Source organism: Chloroflexota bacterium, assembly GCA_018648225.1.
Lineage (GTDB): Bacteria > Chloroflexota > Anaerolineae > Anaerolineales > UBA11858 > NIOZ-UU35.
In genome coordinates, this window is sequence record JABGRQ010000104.1 from 31602 (window position 1) to 46559 (window position 14958).

Genomic DNA, 14958 nt, shown 5'->3' on the forward strand with positions numbered 1-14958 from the left:
CTGTCACTGGATATGTGACAGTCACCTTTATGCGTAAGGAAACAAAAAATGAAACTCGGAATTATCGGCCTTCCTCAGGCAGGAAAAACAACTATTTTTAACGCCCTCACCCGCGGCGACCGCCCTACCTCCATGGGTGGGGGGCGATTCGATGTGCATACCGCGGTGGTGGATGTCCCCGATCCGCGCGTCGACGCACTCTCGGAGATGTTCCAGCCTAAAAAGACGACCTACGCCAAAGTGACGTATGCGGACATTGCCGGATTAGAGGGTTCTGCCAGTGGGGACCTTTCTGGCCCGTTGTTGAATCAACTCTCGCAGATGGATGGCTTCATCCATGTGGTGCGCTGCTTTGAAGATGAGAATATGCCCCACCCAGCGGGTAACATTGACCCCTTGCGCGACGTGGCCGCGATGGATACGGAATTTTTGCTCAATGATATGCTCGCCGTTGAACGCAAACTGGAAAAACTGGCCGAAGAGCGCAAAAAAGGCGCGGGGCGCGACAAAGCCGTCATCGAACGTGAATCAACCCTGTTTGAACGTCTGCGCAGCGCCCTTGAGGCCGAGAAACCCCTGCGGGAGTTGGAACTCTCCAAAGATGAGCGCAATATCATCGCCGGGTTTGGCTTCCTGACCCGCAAATATACATTATTGGTACTCAATCTCGCCGAAGGGCAAGCCCCACCTGAAATTGACTATCCCTGCGGAAAACGCATTTGCACGATCCCCCTGCAAGGCCAGTTGGAAATGGAGATTTCGAAACTCTCCGCCGAAGAAGCCGCCGTATTCATGGAGGAGTACAACATTTCAGAGCCGATCCTGAAACGCATGATTCAGGCCTCATATGAATTGCTCGATCTACAATCGTTCTTCACCGTGGGTGAAGACGAAGTGCGCGCCTGGACGGTGCGACGCGGCGCATTGGCCCCCGAAGCAGCGGGCACGATCCACAGCGACCTGGAGAAAGGCTTCATCCGCGCCGAAGTGGTGCCCTATGAAGACCTGGTAGAACTGGGCGGGATGGCCGAAGCGCGCAACAAGGGCAAATTACGACTGGAAGGCAAACAATATCTGGTGCAAGATGGCGATATTATGCACGTAAGGTTTAATGTCTGATAACCCTCACCCCCGACCCCTCTCCCGAAATCGGGAGAGGGACAGACCTGAGTGAAACGAAGGTCAGGGTGAGGGCTTATGGGGGTAAATTGAATCGAGTATAATGTACAAACATTTTTCACCCATTGAACAAAAGGAAGCATAAAGAAAATGACCGCATATCAACTATCACCCTGGTGTCTGAACGATCTTTATCCCGCCATCGACGCGCCGGAAGTAGAAGCGTCTTTCAAAAAATTGGAAGAAAAAGCCGCCGCGTTTGAAGTGCGCCGCGCCGCGCTGACCGAGGAGATTGATTTCGAAGATTTCATGGATGTGATTAAAGAAATCGAAGTGCTGACCCTCGAGGGCAGCCGTCTGGCGACGTACCCGGGGTTGTTGTTTGCTGCCGATACGCAAGATCAGGACGTGCAGTCGCTCTATGCGCGCGTGCAACAATTTGTTGCTAAAGTGCAAAACCTGACCCTGTTCTTCTCGCTATGGTGGAAAGAGTTGAACAACGCAAAAGCCAACGAACTGATGTCGCTCTCAGATGGCTACCGCTATTGGTTGGAGGAGATGCGCCACTTTAAACCCCACACTCTCACCGAACCCGAAGAGAAAATCATCAATATCAAAGATGTTACCGGCGCGCAGGCGTTGGTCACACTATATGATTCGATCACCAATCGTTATGCTTTCAAGGTTGAGGTGGACGGCGAAGTGCAGGAATTTACCCGCGGGCAGCTGATTCCGCTGATTCAGGGCGGTGATCCCGATTTGCGCGCCGCAGCCTATCAGGAACAGTATCGCGTCTATGAGGATGACGGCCCAATTTTGGGGCAAATGTACCAAAACCTGATCCGCGATTGGCAGGCCGAAAATGTGGAGTTGCGCAACTATGCCACGCCGATCTCGGCCCGCAATCTGGTCAACGATCTGCCCGACGATGTCGTTAATATTCTGCTGGATGTGTGCGAAAAGAACGCCGATATTTTCCAGCGTTATTTCAAACTCAAAGCCAAATGGCTGGGTGTGGAAAAATTGCGCCGCTACGATGTCTATGCCCCCGTAGCCGAGGCTGACAAAACCTACGCTTTCAACACTGGCGTAGAACTCACCCTGGAAGCGTTTGCAGAGTTTGATCCGCGCGTGGCGGAGTTGGCCGCAAAGGTCTTTGAAGACGGCCATATTGACAGCGAAGTGCGCAAGGGCAAACAAGATGGCGCCTTCTGCGCCTCGGTAGTGCCGGGGCATACGCCCTATGTCAAAGTGAATTACCAGGGCAAAGCCAATGACGTCGCTACGCTGGCGCACGAGTTGGGTCACGCCATTCATGCCATGCTGGCCTTTGATCATAATGTATTCACGTTCCACTCTGCGCTGCCGATGGCTGAGAATGCCTCCACCTTCGCCGAGATGCTGCTAGTAGACCGTCTGCTCGAAGTGGAAGAAGACCCCGCCGTGCGGCGCGATATTCTCTTCCGCCAGGTGGATGATGCCTACGCCACAATTATTCGCCAGGCATTTTTCGCCATGTTCGAAGTCACCGCGCACGATATGGTCGCCGAGGGCGCCACGGTGGATAAACTCTCTGAAGCTTATATGGAAAATCTCCGCAAGCAGTTTGGCGATGCGATTGAACTCAGCGATGAATTCAAATGGGAATGGGTCTCGATCCCCCATTTTTTCCATGTGCCGTTCTATGTTTATGCCTACAGCTTTGGGCAATTGCTGGTGCTCTCGCTTTACAAACAGTTTAAGGCCGAAGGTGAGGCCTTCAAGCCGCGCTATATCAAAATTCTCGAAGCGGGTGGCTCTGCATCCCCGACGGATATTTGTGCCGCGGCTGGCCTGGATATTACTAAAGCCGAATTCTGGCAGGGCGGTTTCGATGTGATTGCCGAGATGGTGGCACAGTTAGAAGCTATTCCGGTGGAGTAATTTCCCCCACCCCTTGCCCATCTGCGCCAAAAAAGATACGGGGCTGCGAATGCAGCCCCGTATCTTTTTTGGCGATTATTTTAACCCATCCGCCAGCATTTTCAGTAAATTCCCCAGGGCTTGCAGGTCTTCTTCTTCGAGGCAATTCCACGGGGGCAGGAAATACTCATTGGTTTTATCTTCCGCTTGTTGACGAAGTTCCAGCCCCTCGGGAGTCAGGTAATATTCCCCGGATTTACTTTTTGCCAACCCGCGTTCCACAATCTCGCGCAACGCATTCTCATATACCTTTCGGCTTTGCCGCCGATGATGCAGCTTTTTATGCAAATTGTCCAATGAGATGGATTTCTCGCGCCAGATCAGAGTGTAGGCTTCCCAGGCGGGGCCTTCAAAACCCAGCGATCCCCAGGCAGCCAGATGGGCGTCGTCGTGGTAGGCGGCCAGGTCGCTGAGGCATTGATCCACCTGAATGAGCAAGGGGGCATTTTCGCCGGGATCAAAGCGGCGGCTGTGGGTAATTGCCCATTTCGCGGGCGGTTCTGGCGAGGTGTGGCTGGCCTTGACCAGGCGGCGCAATAAAACGGTCAGATAATGCAAATCGGAGGGGCGCATGGGATTGAGATTTTCCATGCGGGCATAGGCGGTCAGGATGATCTGCTGCACCAGTTCTTGCCCTGTTTCAGTGAGCACATATTCGTTTGGGTGTACGGTTGCCAGCAATCCTTGCGCGGAGGTTTCCTCCAGGCGTTTGCTGAATTCCTGGCAGGGCGTGCGTTTTTGGAGCATTTTGGCGGTTACCGGTTCGGGATCGAAACTCATGATACTGAGCAACAACACCCAGGTGCCGCGATCTACCCCCATTTTTGACGCGACTTCATCCATCGCCGGGATGTAGTGATTGCCCAGCGTAGTCAAAGCATCTAATACCAGTTGCCAGAATTGGGGATCGCTCATGACGCCCTCCTCCTTACTTGAGGGTACTTACGCCAAAAAACTCTAGTCCTATTGTACCGCATTTGGAATCGGGCAAAGTTTGGACGGTGAGGTACCTTCTCGAATACGCCGCGTGTTATAATGACGCCGCATTGATGAGCCGACATTGTGGAGGTCGCATGTGAATATTGCTTTCTTTTCCGGACGACGGTTACGATTATGGCGGGAATATATCACCGCATATTTAATGATCGCACCGGCATCGATTCTCATCTTTACGTTTGGAATTTTTCCAGTGGGGTTTGCGTTATTTGTGAGTATGCACAAATGGCGGCTGAAACGGGGTGCTTTTTTGGGGGCCGAGAACTATATTCGAGCGTTGGAAAATTTAGCTTATATTGCCTTCTTTATCCTGGCAATTGGTCTTGTAGCCTGGGCTGTGATCAGCCTCCGGCGCGCATATCGTCAGACACAGGAATTTGACGACAAGCCCTGGGCGTTGTTGTTCCCTGCCGTTTTGCTGGCGTTAACATTCTTGAGTCTGGTGTATTGGGCTTTCCGCGTGCTGCCCGGCGCTTTGGATATTGCCGACAAAATCATTGGCGTGACCAAGACGCGGGAACTATTCATGCAGCTTTTGGCGGAAGCTTTTTATCTGCCACAAGCCTATACGCCATGGCTGGTTTTTCTGGCGCTGGGGCTTGCTGTGCTGATCGTACTGGTTGTCTATACATACGTACGCATGTTTGCCAATCCGCGCCATCTGGGGTATCTATTTCAATTTACTGGAGCCGTTTTGGGATTAATAATCGGCGGCTGGCTTTTATGGGTCAATTTTACACTGGTGAAAGCTGCCTACTCACTGGCGCTTGAAACCGGCCAGGATGCTGGAATCTGGCCACAAGTGATTACAGTGGCTTCGGGCGTGATCTTGCTCTACGCAGGTTGGAAAGTCTGGCAACGCGGCCTTGCACAAGCCAACAATATTTCGTTTTTTATCCATGTTTTGGGGGCAATGACAATGCTAGTTGGGGCCTGGCTGCTGATTGGCGAGTTGCCTACATTGATTGCCTCTGGCGATAAAGATATTTGGGTCGGGCTGAAAGTTACCATCTTCTACTCGTTGGGAACAGTCCCCTTTCAGTTAACCTTCTCGCTCTTTCTGGCGATATTGCTCTTCCAAAAATTATGGGGTTCTGAAGTATTCCGCATGTTGTATTTCTTGCCCTATGTCACGCCCACTGTCGCCAGCGCAGCGATTTTCCGGCAATTATTCTCTAATCGTTATCAGGCGCCAATAAATCAATTATTACTAAATCTGGGGATTGCCCCCCAGCAATGGATTCGCGAACCGCGCGGTATTTTCACACTTTTAGCAGAGGGCTTGAATATTGCCTGGCCGGAATGGGCTGCCGGGCCAAGTATGGCTTTGCTGGTAATTATGATCTACTCAATCTGGACGTATATTGGCTATGACACAGTGATTTACCTGGCCGGATTGGGGAATATTTCCACCGAGTTGATTGAAGCCGCCCAAATTGACGGCGCCGGGCGCTGGGAAACCTTCCGGCATATCACCCTGCCGCTGCTCTCGCCGACCACCTACTTTCTCTCGCTGTTGGCAATTATTGGCACGTTTAAGGCCTTCAATCATATCTGGGTCATGCGGCAAGGTTTGGCGCTTGGCACAACCGATACATTCAGTGTGGTCATCTTTGCTGAATTTTTTGAGAAACTACGCTATGGCTACGCCTCGGCGCTGGCGTTTGTGCTATTTGCTGTCATTCTTAGCCTGACGTATATCAATAATAAAATTCAGGGCGCGCGCGTATTTTATGGGTAATATTTAACGCCAAGGCGCCAAGATGCAAGGGCGCAAAGATTTTATATGTTTTTCTTTGCGACTTTATTCCCTTGCGCTGCCTGTGTCCTTTAGGGTATAACGTTGAGGAAAATCGTTTTATGAACAACGGACAACATTTCTGGAATCTATCTCGCAAAGTAGCGAAAAATATTTCGGTTTACTCATTTCTTATTTTGGGCATTGTGATTTCAATTACGCCCTTTATATGGATGATAATGACCTCTTTCATGTCGCTGGGGGAAGCCCAGGGCATCCGCTGGATTCCATCGGAACTGCACTTTGAAAACTATGTCAACGCCTGGAAAGAAGCCGCCTTCTCCGAATATTTCGTCAACAGTGTAGCGATTACCCTCATTACGCTGTCCGGTGAACTGACTTTCAGTATAATGGCGGCCTACGCGTTTGCCCGCATTAAATTCCCCGGGCGTGATGCCATCTTTGGGCTGTTGCTCAGCACGATTATGATCCCGGCGATGGTTAATATCATCCCCAATTTCCTCACCGTCACCTGGTTGGGGCGTATCGGCCCCATCAAATGGATCAACAACTGGCCCGCGCTGACCATCCCCTTCATGGGCAGTATCTTCTCCATTTTCCTGTTGCGCCAATTCTTTGCCCAAATCCCCGATGAACTTTTTGACGCCGCCCGCATCGATGGGGCCGGGCATTTGCGTTTCCTGGCACAGGTAGTGCTGCCGCTTTCCAAAGCGCCGGTGATGGTCATCATTGTACTTTCGTTCATCGGTTCGTGGAACGCGCTGGCCTGGCCGATGCTGGTCACAAACTCTCCGGAGTGGCGGCCTATCGCCGTGGGCTTATATAACTTTGTCGAAGAAGCCGGGCAAATGTTGCACCTGATGATGGCTGGCGCATTCATCACCATCATCCCCATTTTGGTGCTGTACTTCTTCACGCAAAAACAATTCACTGAGAGTATCGCCCGCAGCGGTCTGAAGGGTTAGGGATGGATTTTTAAGATAACCACCGATTAACTTATGATAAACTAATTTTGCATGAAGACCAGCTACAAGTATGTTCAATCACCTATTGCGGCAGAGCGAACGCCCCCTGTGTGGGTTGCCATAGTGGAGGGAATTCTGCCTCAATAGATGTTCGGGGGCCATCTCCCCGAATTGATTTAATTCCTATTCATTTCCCAAATTTCAAGGAGAGAAGAATGACGAAAAAATCTTTACCCATTTTGCTGATGCTAATACTAATGCTCTCATTGGCCTTAGTAGCCTGCAAGCCCGCGGCAGAAGAACCCGCTGCCGAAGAGCCTGTTGTTGAAGATCCGGTTGCCGCCGATGAAGCCATGGGCGTAAGTCTGGCCGATCTGGCAGGCACCACCGTGACCTTCTGGCATGTGTGGGGCACGGGCGATCCCGCCGAAGGCATGACCGCCATCGTGGATGAGTTCAATGCCAGCAACGAATGGGGCATCACCGTCGAAGCTGTTGACCAAGGTCACTACCGCGACGCTGAAGACGCCATGAACGCCGCCATCCAGTCGGGCGATGTGCCCAATGCCGTGGTTGGCTATGCCAATGCGCTGGCTGGTTGGTACTCGGTTGGCACCATTGCAGACATCCAGCCCTATGTGGATGACGCAGTAGTCGGCTTTACCGCCGAAGAGATTGCCGATTTCTACCCCGGAGCTTTCAATGGCAGTGTCATCGCCGATGGCTCTCGCATTGCGTTGCCACTCAGCCAGTCTGCCAATGTGATGTTCTACAACCAGACTTGGGCGCAGGAACTCGGTTTCGAGAATGCTCCCACTAATGCCGCCGAATTCAAAGAGCAAGCTTGTGCCGCGGCTGCGGCCAATGCTGCCGATGATGATCCCGACAATGATGGTATGGGTGGTTTGGTGATGTACACAGGCGCTTCCAATGTTTTCTCCTGGCTGTATGCCTTTGGCGATGACGGTCTTGCCGAAGATGGCGCTAGCTACGATCTAGGCTCACAGGCCATGCAAGATGTGGCTGCCTTTGTGAAAGAACTCTGGGACGAAGGCTGTGCTTTCCCCACCGAGAGTTACCCCAATCCTGAATTCGCTACCCGCAAAGCGCTCTTTACCATGAGTTCCTCCGTGGGTATCCCCTATCAGGTAGCCGCCTTCGAAGAAGCCGGTGTCGCTGATGAGTGGGTCTTTATTCCCTTTGTAGGACCTGAAGGCGAGCAGGCCGTGAATGCTTTTGGTCAATATGTTGCTCTGGTCAACACCAATCCTGTTGAAAACCTGGCGACCTGGTTGTTCCTGAAATCCTTCACCACGCCCGAAGCTCAGGCCACCTGGATTAGCGCTAGCGCCTACTACCCTGTGCGCATGAGTACTGAACCGTTGGTATCAGAATATAGCGCTGCACATCCGCAGTGGCAAACTGGCCTGGAATTCTTGTCCAATGGATACTCTGAACCGACCATGGCTTCGTGGGGTTCTGTGCGCCGCGCAGTGCAAGATTCCTTCGATGTAATTATCCAGGGTTCAGCCGATGAAATTCCAGCTTACCTTGAAGAACTCAACAATAATGCGGCTGAGTTAGTCGCAGAAATTGACGGGTAAATATAATGTATCCAGCCCTCCAAGGGTCTTAATTACACAAAAAGAGTTGCAACCGCATGGTTGCAACTCTTTTTGTGTGGGCAATATGATAAACTGTAATTGAACGATCGAAAACAACAACACGGTGGAAAAACAGCTATGAAACTCAAACTCACTTTCTTCCTCGCCCTGGTTCTCATTTTTTCAGTTGCGCTAATCGCTTGCCGTTCTAATCCAGAAACGATTGATAGCGAAACTTCGGCGGCTGTTACAGAGCCGTTGGAAAATGAAATTGTCGCTACAGAAACCATCGCACAACCGACCATCGCACAGCCAACTCCGGAAGCCATCACTGAAGTCCCCGCGCCAATCTCGTTGCCAGATTTATCAGACGAGACGGTCACATTCTGGCATATCTGGGGTAACGGTGCGCGCGGCGAAGCCATGACAGCCATCATAGATGAATTCAATGCTGCCAATCAATGGGGCATCACAGTTGAGTCGGTCGATATGGGCTTCTACCCGCAAATCGAAGACGCTATGTACACGGGTATGCAATCGGGCGAGTTGCCCGATGCCGTTATCGGATATGCTAATGCGCTGGCAAGTTGGCATAATATGGGAATTATGGCCGACCTGAATGCTTATTTTATAGATGAGCTTGTCGGTTTTACCTCACAAGAGCAGGAAGATTTTTTTCCAGGCACTTTATCGGGGGCTATCAATCCCACCGGAGAACGGATTGGTTTACCGTTGAGCCAGTCGAGTTATGTTCTATTCTATAATCTGAGTTGGGCGCAAGCATTGGGTTTCGACCAGCCGCCGCAAAATACCCAGGAGCTGCGCCAGCAGGCTTGTGCCGCCGCGGCAGCCACCGCGGGCGACACGGGTGGCATGGTCTTATATTCTGGCGCTTCGTATGTTATGCCCTGGATTTATGCTTTCGGCGATGATGGCCTCACCGAAGATGGCCTGGACTATGATTTCACAACCACCACGCTCCATGAGGTAGCCCAATTCTGGAAAACTTTATGGGATGAAGATTGCGCCTTTGCCACCGAGACTTACCCCAACCCGGAGTTTGCCACCCGGCAAGCCCTTTTTGTGATGAGTTCATCCGCCGGATTGCCGCATCAGACAGAGGCAATGGTTGCCGCCGGGAGTCCTGATGTGTGGACGGTGCTGCCTTTCCTGGGACCGGATGGTACGCGGGCTGTCAACGCGGCCAGCCAATACGCTGCGGTGGTGAATAACACACCGGAGCGGTCGCTGGCGGCTTGGCTCTTTTTGCGTTACTTCACCACGCCCGAAGTTCAGGCACGCTGGGTCGCCGCGGGAGATTATTACCCGGTACGCATGAGCGCCGTCGATTTGCTCAAGAGCTACGCCAAGGAACATCCCCAATGGCTCACCGGTTTGGAACTGCTTGATTACGGACATGCCGAGCCTGCCATGCCCTCCTGGGGAGCCGTGCGCAGCGCCGTTCAAGATGCTTTTGACGCCATCCTCACAGGCGCTCCCGAAGAAATTCCGGTGCATTTGATCCAACTCAATGATCTGGCGACGGAAATTAAAGCACAAGCCGGGCCATAATCCCCCCATGCCCTTTCCTCACGTTACGATCTACACCGACGGCGCTTGTTCTGGTAATCCTGGCCCTGGGGGCTGGGGCGTGTTGCTGCGTTTTGGCAGTCGTGAAAAAGAACTCAGCGGCGGCGCTGGTGACACCACCAACAATCGCATGGAACTGACCGCTGCACTCGAAGCCTTACGCGCGCTCACCAAACCCTGTCAGATTGATTTTTATACCGATTCGGAATATCTCAAAAATGGCATTACCCGCTGGCTGGCTGGCTGGAAACGCAAGGGGTGGAAAACCAGCGCAAAAAAACCGGTCAAAAACCAGGATTTATGGCAGGCGCTCGATGAAGCCGTGCAGGGTCACCAAATTAGCTGGCATTGGGTGCGCGGGCATGCTGGTCAGCGTGAAAATGAGCGCGTCGACCAATTGGCGCGCAATGCAATCGGATCGCAAAAATGAAATTTTTATACGAAAAACAAACCGAACATGTCTCGCCGATATTTAGATAGCCTCACCACGCGCCTGATGCTGACATTTGTGCTTGTTATGCTCGCAACGCTGGTTGCAGCAGGTGGCCTGGCATACTGGTTCTTGCGTACCCAACTCAAAAACGAAACCTGGCGCGAAGTTGCCGCGCAAATCGGCTATCTCATCATCACCCGGCCAAGCCCGGTGATCGCGTTGATCGGGGGGGCAATTCTGGTTGTGCTGGCGGGTTCGGTTTTGGGTGGGTTCACCGCCAGCCGTCTGACCCAACCACTCAGCCGCCTGAACGAAGCTGCCCTCGATATTAGCTCTGGTAACCTCGAAAAACCAGTGCCTATTCCCGAAAGTCCCTATGAAATTTCAGCACTGGCAACCGCCTTTGAAGTCAGCCGCCGCAATATGCGCCAGGCTATCGAAGACCTTTCACGCGCCAAAGCCTGGGCCGAAACCCTCATCCAATCGGTGGTGGAGGGCATTGTCACCATTGACGAACAGGGGCGCATCACCTCGTTTAGCGATGGAGCCGAGCAAATCACCGCCTGGCAGCGCAGCGAAGTTTTGGCACAATCGATTGATGAAATTTTTAAACTGCCCGGCAGCGGCACATTCACCCGGCAAATTTCCGCTGTGGGGGTAATGCACCAGGTTGGCATTCTCAATCGCTACGGGCAAGAGATTACTTTGGCTGTCACAGGTGCGCGCATGCGCTCACCTGAATCTGCCGAAACGCAAACCGCTCTGGTGCTACGCAATATCACCGATGAAGAAGCTGCCCAACAACTGCGTTCCTATTTTCTGGCAAATATTTCGCATGAATTCCGCACACCACTGGCCGCGCTAAACGCCTCGGTAGAATTGCTGCTCGAAGAGCTTCACGATCTCTCGCGTGACGAAATCACTGAATTGCTGGAATCGGTGCATTACAGCCTGATAGCCTTGCAAACCCTGATCGACAATCTATTGGAGAGTACCAGCATCGAGGCTGGGCAATTCCGCATTCACAGCCGACCCACACAGGTTAAGTCCGTCATCGGCGAAGCCGTCCGTGTGATGAAACCCCTCCTCGAACGGCGCGATCAGGCGCTTCGGTTGCAACAGCCCGATCACATCCCCACTATAAAAGCGGATCCCACTCGCCTCACGCAAGTATTGGTCAACCTGCTTTCCAACGCCAGTAAATACAGCTCGATGGGCGATCAAATTGCGCTGCGTGTTGAACTGCCCGCGGCCAATATGTTGCGCATCAGCGTAGCCGATCAAGGGCCGGGTGTTCCAACTGGAGATCAGGGAAACTTGTTCCGCCGATTTGTGCGCCTGGATGAGCGCGGCAAAGCCCAATATGGCGTGGGGCTGGGGTTATCGGTTGTGAAGGCCATCGTGGAAGAGCACGGCGGTTACGTGGGCCTGGATGAACGCGGGGGCGGCGGGTCGATATTCTGGTTTGAAATTCCGATGGATGGAGAGTTGCTATGAAGGCTCTGGTTGTGGATGATGATTTGGCGCTGGCCGATGTGGTTTCGTTTACGCTGCGGCGCGGGGGGTATGAGGTGGTCGCAGCGCATGATGGTTTGACCGCCCTCGAACGCTGGGAGAGCGAATCGCCCGATATCATTGTTCTGGACCTGAACCTGCCCAAGCTCGATGGCTGGGAAGTTTGCCGCCGCATACGCTTACAAGACAACACCCCCATCATCATGCTCACCGTGCGCGGCGGTGAAGACGATATTGTGCAAGGCCTCAAACTGGGCGCCGATGATTATATTGTCAAACCGTTTAGCCCGCGGCAATTGCTGGCGCGTGTCGAGGCGGTGTTGCGCCGGTCGAGCATCGCGGCGCTCACCCCAGGGCCATTATCGGCTGGCAGTCTCACATTGGATATATCTCGCCATCAAATCACCCGCGATGATGAACTGCTCGCCAAACTTACCCCACTGGAAAACCGCCTGCTCGAAGTGCTGATGATAAACCAGGGTCAGGTGCTCACAGCCGAATCTCTAATTGATCACGTTTGGGGGCCAGGCATGGCCGATAAAGCCATGCTGAAACAATTGATCTACCGTTTGCGCAACAAAATCGAGTTTGATTCTTCTGCACCGCGCTGCCTGGAAACGGTGCCAGGCGTGGGATATTCGCTGACAGAGCATTGCTAGGGGCGTTTTCTGTTACCACTTTGTGACCAGTGCGCGACCGGACTTGTTACTTATTTCACATATACTCCTATTAAGGCTGGCTCAGGCCGCCCTTTCCAATAAATATTGGCGAATACTTCGCTAAGTGATTTTTTGAAGTAGCTGCTACAGGAGTAAATATGAATACAAAGTTGGATATTCTCAATCGGGTACGCAGTCTGGATAATAAAACGGTATTGCTGGCTATCGAAGAACTCCGCGCCCGCGGCTTGTTAGCCGATGGCGCGCTGAGTGGCGCTACCCTGTGCTATGCGCAACTGCAAGATGCCGATTTGATGAGCGCAGATTTATGTTCGGTAGATTTTCATCAGGCTCATTTGGAGTATGCCAATTTAAGCGGGGTAAATTTACACCAGGCGAAGTTGACACGCACCAACCTGCATGGCGCCAACCTCGATCAGGCCAATTTGAGTGAGGCAGATTTCTATAAGACAAATTTGCGGCGAGTTCGCAATCTCACCGATAAACAATTGGCGAAGGCAAAACGCCTGTGGGGTTCCATTATGCCCGATGGCGAACCCTACGATGGGCGTTATCACCTCGGTGGCGATCTGGAACTGGCGCAATGGGCTAATGTAGATATTTACGACCCGGAAGCAATGGCGAAATTCTACGGTGTTTCGGTAGAAACCTATCAAGCTCACAACCCATCTATTGAAGTAGCCTAAGGTTATTTTGTGGATAAAACGAACGCAATACTCAAATTAGCCCGCGATATCGCCACTGCCTGGGATTGGACCGCGGAGTTTGAACAGCCCGCCACAAATCGTCTGGATATCTATCTTCCCTCGGTTGAGCAAGTTGTCAATGTGGCCGCGGGTTTCGTTGTAAAGCAATTAGGGTATTTGACCGCCATCACCGGGCTGAGTTGCGCCCATGAGAATCAGGCTCCAGAGGCGCTTTACCATTTTTGCCGCGACAATGCCATTATCACCCTGCGAGCGCAGATTTCCCCCCCGCTAAACGGCCTGCCCTCCCTCGGTCAGATGATCCCTAACGCCAAAAATCTGGAGCGACACCTGCATCAGATGTGCGCTGCCAGCGCGGAAAATCCCTGGCGCTATTATTTCCCCATAGATGAATTTCACCTGGAATTGAAAACTGAAAATGAAAAAATTACCGCTTTTACTTTGGCTGCTGATGCTGCGCCCGTCGCCAATCCATCGCTCGACTGGCAACAGACGCTGGCGATTCTAACCCAAATTTATCAGGCCAGTCCGCAAGCGCATCGTTTGGCTTATTGTTTAGGGCTGGAGCAACTTGCCGAGGTGGACGCTCCGCCGCGTGCGCAGGCATTGCGACTTGTGCTGGCAGAATTGGAGCGCATTGCCGAAACGATCCAGATGTTGGGCGAGATAGAGAAAACCGCGGGATTCGCCCCCTTGGCTGTGACACAGCCCGAGGGTGCAGCCCCTTTTTTGCACTGGATCAACCAGATGGGCAGCACGCAGGCCATCATTCCCGGCGGTGTCATTGCAGAGCTTTCTGTCTCTCAAGCCGACGATATTTTAGCCGCCCTCCATACGCTGGATACACAATTACGCCGCGCGCTCGATCAAATTACCAACGACTCCCAATATCAACAGCGTTTACAGGGCAAAAATAAACGCTCGGCACGCCAAACCGATTTGATGGGCGTAACCGGCCCCCTGGCGCGGGCTGCCGGTGTGCCGCGCGATCTGCGCGGGGATGCCCCCTATGCAGGTTACCTGAATTATTCAGCAAATCTCGTATTGGAAAGCACCGGTGATCTTTTTGCCGGATTGATGGTGCAGTTGGTTGAATTGGGCGAGAGTATTCAACTCATCCGTCAGGTGCTGCATAACCTGCCCGCAGGCAGCCTTGCCGCGCAAATGCCTGCGACTATTCCGGCTGGCGAAGCGATCAGCAGGGTCGAAGCGCCGCAGGGCGAATTATTCTATTTCCTTAAAAGTGATGGCAGCGCCACCCCCCAGAAAGTTTCAGTTTACACTCCAACCGCCTGTAATTTTAATAGCGTGCTCAAATTCGCTGTGGATGCTCCCCTGAGTGATTTGCCGTTGGTGATGTCCGGATGCCTGCCTGCATCTATTTTGAAAAATCTATCCCTGCATATTCAGAGCTTGGCAAACGACCATGATGAAATTACCCGCTGGGAGCAATTATTGGCCTATTGCTCGCCAGATGTTGTTTAGTATCTATCCGAAAAATATTTGATAGGCTTCATGGGCCTGTCATTCTGAGGAGCAAAGCGACGAAGAATCCCTAAAAATGGTTGCGAATAATCCACATAGTAGGGATTCTTCACCCCCTTCGGGGGTTCAGAATGACATTTTTT

12 protein-coding genes are annotated in these 14958 nt (G+C 52.4%); 11 read left to right on the plus strand and 1 reads right to left on the minus strand.

What is annotated here, in order from left to right; genetic code table 11:
* Positions 1–48 precede the first annotated feature (48 nt).
* The gene (gene ychF, locus HN413_09935; GenBank protein MBT3390719.1) at positions 49–1119 is read left to right on the plus strand and encodes a redox-regulated ATPase YchF; all 1071 of its coding nucleotides are present in this window, start codon (positions 49–51) and stop codon (positions 1117–1119) included.
* A 150-nt stretch (positions 1120–1269) separates the two neighbouring features.
* Positions 1270–3042 carry a M3 family oligoendopeptidase gene (locus HN413_09940; GenBank protein ID MBT3390720.1) on the plus strand — a complete coding sequence of 591 codons (1773 nt, stop codon included), beginning with the start codon at positions 1270–1272 and terminating at the stop codon, positions 3040–3042.
* A 75-nt stretch (positions 3043–3117) separates the two neighbouring features.
* Here HN413_09940 and HN413_09945 read toward each other — a convergent pair whose 3' ends face one another.
* Complete coding sequence (locus HN413_09945; protein ID MBT3390721.1) at positions 3118–3996, minus strand: hypothetical protein; 879 nt, start codon at positions 3994–3996, stop codon at positions 3118–3120.
* A gap of 160 nt (positions 3997–4156) precedes the next feature.
* On the opposite strand from HN413_09945, the gene HN413_09950 reads away from it, so the two are divergent.
* The 9 genes from HN413_09950 to HN413_09990 all read left to right on the plus strand — a co-directional run bounded on the left by HN413_09950 (position 4157) and on the right by HN413_09990 (position 14815).
* Positions 4157–5818, plus strand: a complete 1662-nt coding sequence (locus tag HN413_09950) for a sugar ABC transporter permease (protein MBT3390722.1) — start codon at positions 4157–4159, stop codon at positions 5816–5818.
* Between the two features lie 119 nt (positions 5819–5937).
* Positions 5938–6801, plus strand: a complete 864-nt coding sequence (locus tag HN413_09955) for a carbohydrate ABC transporter permease (protein ID MBT3390723.1) — start codon at positions 5938–5940, stop codon at positions 6799–6801.
* 215 nt (positions 6802–7016) lie between these two features.
* A complete protein-coding gene (locus HN413_09960) occupies positions 7017–8405 on the plus strand; it encodes an extracellular solute-binding protein (GenBank protein MBT3390724.1) in 1389 nt (462 codons plus the stop codon).
* A gap of 138 nt (positions 8406–8543) precedes the next feature.
* Positions 8544–9977 carry an extracellular solute-binding protein gene (locus HN413_09965; GenBank protein MBT3390725.1) on the plus strand — a complete coding sequence of 478 codons (1434 nt, stop codon included), beginning with the start codon at positions 8544–8546 and terminating at the stop codon, positions 9975–9977.
* 7 nt (positions 9978–9984) lie between these two features.
* Positions 9985–10425 carry a ribonuclease HI gene (gene rnhA, locus HN413_09970; GenBank protein MBT3390726.1) on the plus strand — a complete coding sequence of 147 codons (441 nt, stop codon included), beginning with the start codon at positions 9985–9987 and terminating at the stop codon, positions 10423–10425.
* A gap of 27 nt (positions 10426–10452) precedes the next feature.
* Positions 10453–11925, plus strand: a complete 1473-nt coding sequence (locus HN413_09975; protein MBT3390727.1) for a HAMP domain-containing protein — start codon at positions 10453–10455, stop codon at positions 11923–11925.
* A complete protein-coding gene (locus HN413_09980) occupies positions 11922–12602 on the plus strand; it encodes a response regulator transcription factor (protein ID MBT3390728.1) in 681 nt (226 codons plus the stop codon). Before HN413_09975 ends, HN413_09980 begins: the two co-directional genes overlap by 4 nt.
* 158 nt (positions 12603–12760) lie before the next feature.
* Positions 12761–13309 carry a pentapeptide repeat-containing protein gene (locus HN413_09985; protein MBT3390729.1) on the plus strand — a complete coding sequence of 183 codons (549 nt, stop codon included), beginning with the start codon at positions 12761–12763 and terminating at the stop codon, positions 13307–13309.
* Positions 13310–13318: 9 nt separating this feature from the next.
* Positions 13319–14815, plus strand: coding sequence for a hypothetical protein (locus HN413_09990; protein ID MBT3390730.1), 1497 nt, complete (start codon positions 13319–13321; stop codon positions 14813–14815).
* Positions 14816–14958: the final 143 nt, after the last annotated feature.